The following is a 7150-nucleotide window of genomic DNA, read 5'->3' on the forward strand; positions in this document are numbered from 1 at the left end:
TCCCATAAAAATTGCTCCCTCTATAGTAATGACAGTTTTATTATTTTAACTGTCTACTATAAAGGGAGCATATCAGTCAGATGACTAACTCTTTTTTTATTTGTAGGAACTTTTATGTTAGAATATTAGTCTAATAATGTGAAATATTAAAATTTTGTAATTAAATTGTAAGAAAATATTAGGATTTATATGATAGAATACATTGGATAAAAATGTTATTATATTATAATAAATAGCAAAAAATAAAATATTTTCAAAAATGTGGAGGGTGAAATGGGGAAAGTATTAAAAAGAATGCTTGCAACAATGTTATCACTAACATTTGTTGTTAGTGCAATAGGGTGTTCTAATAGCACAACTGCAAAAAATGAAAAAGGAAGATATGTAGAAGAAAGATATGAATTACCTAGTAATACCTATATCCAAAGTATGGTAAAGCTAGATGATGGTAAAATCGCAATTATTGCTTATAATGAAGAAGGAAAATTAACATCATTCATATCAGAAGATGGAGGTAAAACTTTAACTGAAAGTACTATAGAATTACCTAAAGAAGAAGGAAAAGAAACTGCAGTTATGAGTTCTACATATTTAAGTGATGGCAGAATTATTTTAAGTTATTACTTTATGGAACCATTTAATGAGGATTCAGTAACTTTAGATGGTACTATAACAGAAGGAGAAGTAGCAGAAGGTGATTCAGAAACTACAGATGACAATATAAAAGAAGAGTGGGTATATGAAGAACCAGAATATAAATATGCCATAATAGAAAATGGTGGAACTATAACTGATATTGATTTAGGTAACAATACAGAAAATGAACACGAAATGATGTATGGTGGACCACAGCAATTAGCATCAGCAGCTAATGGTGATATTTTTTATTCTAATGGAATGGGAGAAGTTATAACTCAAATAGATGGTGAAACATTTGAAGAAAAAAATATATTTTCAAGTGATGATTATATAAATAGTTTTTTATTAGTTGGAGATTCATTAATAATATGTGGATTTGATTCAATCATAGAATTCGATATTAATACTGGAAAAGAAATTGGTAATTTAGAAGAATTAGAAAAAGAAACTATTAAATCACAAACTTCTTACTATCCATCATTTATTAATTCAGGTAGTAAAGATAAACTTTATTATTATAATGTAAATGGATTATTTGCTTATGATATGGAGTCTAAAAAAGTTTCACAATTAATAGATGGAGCATTATCGTCATTTGGTATGACAGATATGTATTTAATGGCATTTATAGAAAAAGAAAATGATGAGTTTTTAGCGGCATTTAATGATTGGACAAACAACGAAGTTACGCTTATAAATTACAAATATGATGCAGAAATAGCATCAGTTCCAGACCAACAAATAAGAGTATATTCTTTATTAGAAAATGATGCAATAAGACAAGCTATTTCAGCTTATGCAAAAGCACATCCAGATATTTATATAAAATATGAGATTGGATTAAGCTGGGATAATGGAGTAACAGAATCAGATGCACTTAAAACTTTAAATACAGAAATAATGGCAGGAAATGGACCAGATATAATTTTATTAGATGGACTTGAAGCAGAGTCTTATATTGAAAAAGGTTTATTAGAAGATTTAAGTGATGTTATTTCTCCAATGGTAGATAATGATGAGATATTTAAAAATATAGCAGATGCCTATACTGTTGATGAAAAGATATATCAATTTCCAACATCATTTAGATTCCCAATGTTAGTTGGTAATAAGGATACTATAAATTCAGTTACAGATTTTAAATCATTAGTTGAATTAACTAAAAAATTAGCAAGTGAATCAGATAATAGGGTATTCTCTGATTATTACTCTCCAAAAGGGTTATTATATGCTTTATATTATTTATATGGAAACAACTGGCTTAATAGTGATAAAACTATAAATGTAGATGAAATAAGTAATTTCTTTACATTAACAAAGGAAATGTATGATGCAATAGATGCAAATTATCAAAAATATATAGAAAGCATGAATGATAAATACCAAATGGATACTAATAAGGATTCAAACTTTAGTGTAGATTCTGAAGAGGGAATTGCTGATAAAAATGAAGTAGATGAAAATTATGAAGATGTAAGTAATGTTTATGAACTACAATATTATTTAAGTCCATCAATTTATGCTGATTCTTTCTTAATGGATGAACCAGTAAGCTTAATGTATGGAAGCTTAGATGGAACTTATGGATATTCTTCATTAATTACAGCTTTACTTAATGATACTAAATTGGATTACAAGGTTTTATCTAGAGGTGATGAAAAAATATTCATTCCTTCAAATGTAATTGGAATAAATGCAAAGAGTGAAAATAAAGATGCAGCTAAAGAAATATTAAAGGAAATGCTTTCAGAAAAATCAAAAGATAATATGATGTATTCTCAAGGATTAACAGTAAATAAAAAATCTTTAAAGAACCAATTTGAATTAGAGAAGAGTGAATATTATGAACCTGAATTTGATGAAACAACTAATCATTATACTCAAGGTAGCATGATATTTATAGATGAAAATGGAAAAGAAAAAGAAATAAAACAATTATGGCCAAATGAAGAGGATGTTAATAAATTAATAGGCGAAATAGAAAGCTTACAAGTGGCACCAGTAATGAATAGAGTATTATTAGTCGAAGTTGCCAAACAATTTAATGAATTCGCAACAGGAAATATTACTTTAGATGATGCTATGAATACAATAGTAGACAACTTAGATCTTTATTTATCAGAGTAATATGGAACAAGTACGTAAAAGAAAAAAGCAAAAATTAACTGGCTTATATTTCGTAATGCCTAGTCTAATAGGGGTAGCAATATTTACATTGCTTCCCTCTTTAGATGTTTTTATTAGATCCTTTCAAAGTGCCATTTCAAGAGAATTTGTAGGGTTAGAGAATTATGTAGAGGTATTTGGTAATACTGCATTTAAATTAGCAACTCAAAATACAATTAAGTTTGTTAGTATATGTATACCATTATTATTAGTATTATCATTACTTATTGCAGTAATATTAAATAAGTTTGTTGAAGAATCACAAATATTAAGAACTGCTTTTTTAATACCTATGGCGGTACCTATAGCTTCAGTAGTATTAATATGGAATATTGTATTTCATGAGCAGGGGGTTTTAAGTGGGGTATTAGATAAATTTCAAATAGGTAGTCAAGATTGGATGAGTACAGGCTTTTCTTTTTGGATATTAGTATTTAGTTACATATGGAAAAATTTAGGGTACAATATTATATTATGGTTAGCAGGACTGAATGCAATATCAAAAGAAGTATATGAATCTGCAAGGGTAGATGGTGCAGGGGAATTTACATGTTTTACAAAGATAACGCTTCCTTGTTTAAAGCCAACGTTATATACTGTTGCTGTATTATCGCTACTTAATTCTTTTAAAGTATTTAGAGAAGCATATTTAGTAGCTGGAGATTATCCAGATAAAAGTATGTATTTATTACAACACTTATTTAACAATTGGTTCAGAGAAATGTCATTTGGTAAAATGGCAGCAGCATCTGTGATTATGGCTATTATAATATTTATTTTAATAATGCTTCTTCAAAGAGCATGGGAAAATCAAGATTAGGAATGGAGAGTAAGAAAATGAAAAAAAAATTAATATTTATTATATTACTAATAATATCTTTATTTATGTGCTTTCCGGTAATATTCTTAATTGCGGGTTCTTTTATGGGCGTTGGAGAGCTAAAGAGTTATTTAGGACCTGTTTTATCAGAAAATATAAGTGGTTTTGTATCTTGGGAATTGTTACCTAAGTATCCTACTTTAAGATCATATGTAGAGCTATTATTAGATACACCACAATTTTTTGTAATGTTTTGGAATTCTGTGAAAATAGTATTCTTTTCTATATTAGGGCAGCTTTTATTTGGTATTGCAGCTGCATGGGGGTTTGCAAGATATAAGTTTCCATTTAAAAAAATACTATTTACGATATATATTGTAGTGATGTTAATGCCATTCCAAGTAACAATGTTATCAAGTTACTTAGTTTTAGATTCAATTAACATATTGGATACTCACTTAAGTATTATATTACCTGCAATATTTTCAACTTTTTCAGTATTTATAATGTATAGATTTTTTTGTAATATACCGGAATCTATTATAGAATCAGCAAGAATTGATGGTGCTAGTGAGATAAAGATATTTATTAAGATAGGAATTCCATTAGGTATGCCAGGAATAATGTCAGCAGTAGTATTACAATTTTTAGAATACTGGAATTTAATAGAACAGCCATTAACTTTCTTAAAGGATAAGGCACTATGGCCATTATCAATTTATCTACCTAATATTACTTTAGAAAATGCTGATATAGCATTTACAGCATCAGCAGTAACACTTGTTGCAGCTATAATAGTATTTTTTGCAGGACAAAGTTATTTAGAGCAAGGTATTGCAGCATCAGCAGTAAAGGAATGATGAGTTATGAATGAGAAAATAAAAAAAATAATAAATTATAAATATGTTAAAAAAGGAAAAGATACTCTGCAAAAGAAAGCATTAAAATCTTTAGTAGCTTTTTTGTTTGTAATGATAATTTGTACAATGTTATCTAGATTTGCAGATTCTTTGACTATACCTGTTATTACAACAGAAAATCCAAAAACTAAAACTATAGTAGATGAGGTTAAGGCTAGCGGCAGAATTGTCAAAAGTAGAGAAGAAAAAATATCTATAGTTGAAGGATTAAAAATAGACTATGTTAATGTAAGTTTAGGTTCTACAATTAAGGTTGGAGATACTTTAGTTGAACTTAATATAGACGATTTAAATAATAAGATATCAGAGCTTAGGGAAAATGTAGAAAAGGAAGAAAAAACTATAGCAAGGGCAATAGAAGATTATAATAAAGCAATAGAAAGTAAAAATCAAAGTGTTACTACAGCATTAAATGAATTAAATGCTGCAGAAAAAGCATTAAATGATTATGCTGCTTTAAAGGACGAAGAAAAAGATCCTATGACACAAGAAAGTTTAAATGCAGATTATGAAAATAAAAAAGCTATGTATAATCAAGTTGTTTCTGAGGCTAATGACACTACAGATTTAGATCGTAATCTTCAAGATATAAAGGATTCTGTTGATACAGAAAAATATTATAAAGAAATTGAAAAATTACAACCATTAATAGAGGCAAAAGGACTAGTTAAATCTGATAGAGAAGGTATAGTTACAAGTGTTTTTGCTGAAAGTGGAGGTGTTACATCAGATACAATAATATCTATTGCAGATAAAAATTCAGGGTATAAATTTATAGCTCAAATTGAAAAGGATAAAAGAAGTACAGTAAAGCAAGGACAAGAGGTTGCTTTAACTTTAAATAATTCACAAACAGTGGATAAATTAACAATTGAAGCAATTGCGAATAGTACTGAAAATCCAGGATACTTAGATATTACTGTTATACTACCAGTTGGAATTGGTGAAATTGATGATATGGGCGAACTTATTATTTCAAGTACAGCTAAAAAATATGGTACTTGTGTGCCTTTAGCAGCACTTAGACAAGGAGAAAATAATAATTATTATGTTTTAGCTGTTAGTGAAAAAGAAACAGTACTTGGAACAGAAAAAGTTGCAAAAAAAATTGAAGTTAGAGTAGAGAAAAAAGATGGAGAATTTGCAGCTATTAGTGATGGAACTATAGCTAGAAATGAACAAGTTATAGTTGGAAGTAATAAAACTGTGGAAGATGGCGACAGGGTTCGCTTGGAGACAGAATGAGAAGGGCAGTAAGGCAAATAATTAAAGTATTATTAATGTTTGCTTTAGTTATGTGCTTTGGATTATCTATAGGTTATGTTAATAATATCAAGAATGAAAAAAAAGTAATTAATTACTATTTTGAGGAAACAGAAGTTAATATAGATAGACTTAAGTCTATTAAGGAAAGTAAAAATGATATTTCTATGGTAGGATGGGCTGAAAAATCATTGCAATCAGCATATAATCCAGACTTCAATAGAACTATAAATAATTTAAAAGTATTACTTGTTAGTGGAAATTCTTCTTTAATAATTGACGGACCTTTATTATTTGAAGATGACAAAGAAGGATGCCTAATAGATGAAGAAACTTCATATAAGCTCTTTGGAAGTAAGCATGCAGTAGGAAAAGAAATAATTTATAATGATAGAAGTTTAGTTGTTAGAGGAATTCATAAAGGAACAACTTCAAATATTATAGTTCAATTATTAGATGATTCCCAGGAAAGTATGACAGGATTATCATTTGATGGCACAGAGTTTAGCTTTAATGAGATTAAAGATTTAACAAACACGTTAGGATTTAAAGAAATGCCTATAAATGCTTCTTTATATTATAATTTAGCAAATGCTATAATGATGATATTTCCTATTATTGCATTATTATTAATAGCTATAAAAGTAATAGTATATGCTATGAAGGCAAAAAATAAGCCAATATTATTATTTATATATCTTTGTATGATAATTATATTAGGAACAATTTTCTTAAAAATAACAAATATAAAAATAACTATTCCATTAGATATGATTCCTAATAAATGGTCAGATTTTGATTTCTGGGGCAACTTATGGAGAGAATATATTGAAAAATTTAAATATGTAATGTATATGAAAAAATATGGAATGGATATTTATAATATTGAAAATATGATTATGGCCACGGTATATTCAATACTTACCATTATATTATTTGTTATTAATTTAAAAGCTATTAAAATAAATAGTATTAGGGAATTAATAGGAATAAATTTAATATTAGTACTAAATTCATTTGTTGTAGTTCTTTTAGTATGGAAAAAATATAGCTTTGATGTTAATATACCAATACTTTGGGCAATATATCCATTGTATCTTTGTGCAGATTATTTCATAAGAAAACATGAAAAATATTTTGTTTATAATGAAAATAGAGATAAGATTCAAAATAACAAAATTAATACGGAATCTAATGAAGTAATGGTATAAAATAAATTTAATTTATAGGTTTTTAAATTGGTAGATATCTATTGATATCTACCAATTTTTCAGACTGCTGACAAAGTGTCAGTAGTCTTTAATTTTATACAAATATGTAATATAATTTAAAATATATTAAT

5 protein-coding genes are annotated in these 7150 nt (G+C 27.3%); all 5 read left to right on the top strand.

The window, feature by feature from the left end:
* Nucleotides 1-273: 273 nt before the first annotated feature.
* Genes LPC13_RS16265 through LPC13_RS16285 form a run of 5 tightly spaced genes read left to right on the top strand, consistent with a single transcriptional unit; the run spans nt 274 to nt 7019 of the window.
* The gene (locus LPC13_RS16265) at nt 274-2766 is read left to right on the top strand and encodes an ABC transporter substrate-binding protein (RefSeq protein WP_040419150.1); all 2493 of its coding nucleotides are present in this window, start codon (nt 274-276) and stop codon (nt 2764-2766) included.
* 1 nt (nt 2767) lies between these two features.
* Nucleotides 2768-3625, top strand: coding sequence for a carbohydrate ABC transporter permease (locus LPC13_RS16270; RefSeq protein WP_195244773.1), 858 nt, complete (start codon nt 2768-2770; stop codon nt 3623-3625).
* 17 nt (nt 3626-3642) lie between these two features.
* Nucleotides 3643-4485 (top strand): carbohydrate ABC transporter permease, encoded by an 843-nt coding sequence (locus tag LPC13_RS16275; protein ID WP_040419153.1) that lies wholly within the window; start codon nt 3643-3645, stop codon nt 4483-4485.
* A 6-nt stretch (nt 4486-4491) separates the two neighbouring features.
* Nucleotides 4492-5790, top strand: a complete 1299-nt coding sequence (locus tag LPC13_RS16280) for an efflux RND transporter periplasmic adaptor subunit (protein ID WP_005212642.1) — start codon at nt 4492-4494, stop codon at nt 5788-5790.
* On the top strand, nt 5787-7019 hold the full coding sequence (locus tag LPC13_RS16285; RefSeq protein WP_005212643.1) for an ABC transporter permease: 1233 nt from the start codon (nt 5787-5789) through the stop codon (nt 7017-7019). Before LPC13_RS16280 ends, LPC13_RS16285 begins: the two co-directional genes overlap by 4 nt.
* Nucleotides 7020-7150: the final 131 nt, after the last annotated feature.

The organism is Clostridium celatum (assembly GCF_021412605.1).
Lineage (GTDB): Bacteria > Bacillota > Clostridia > Clostridiales > Clostridiaceae > Clostridium > Clostridium celatum.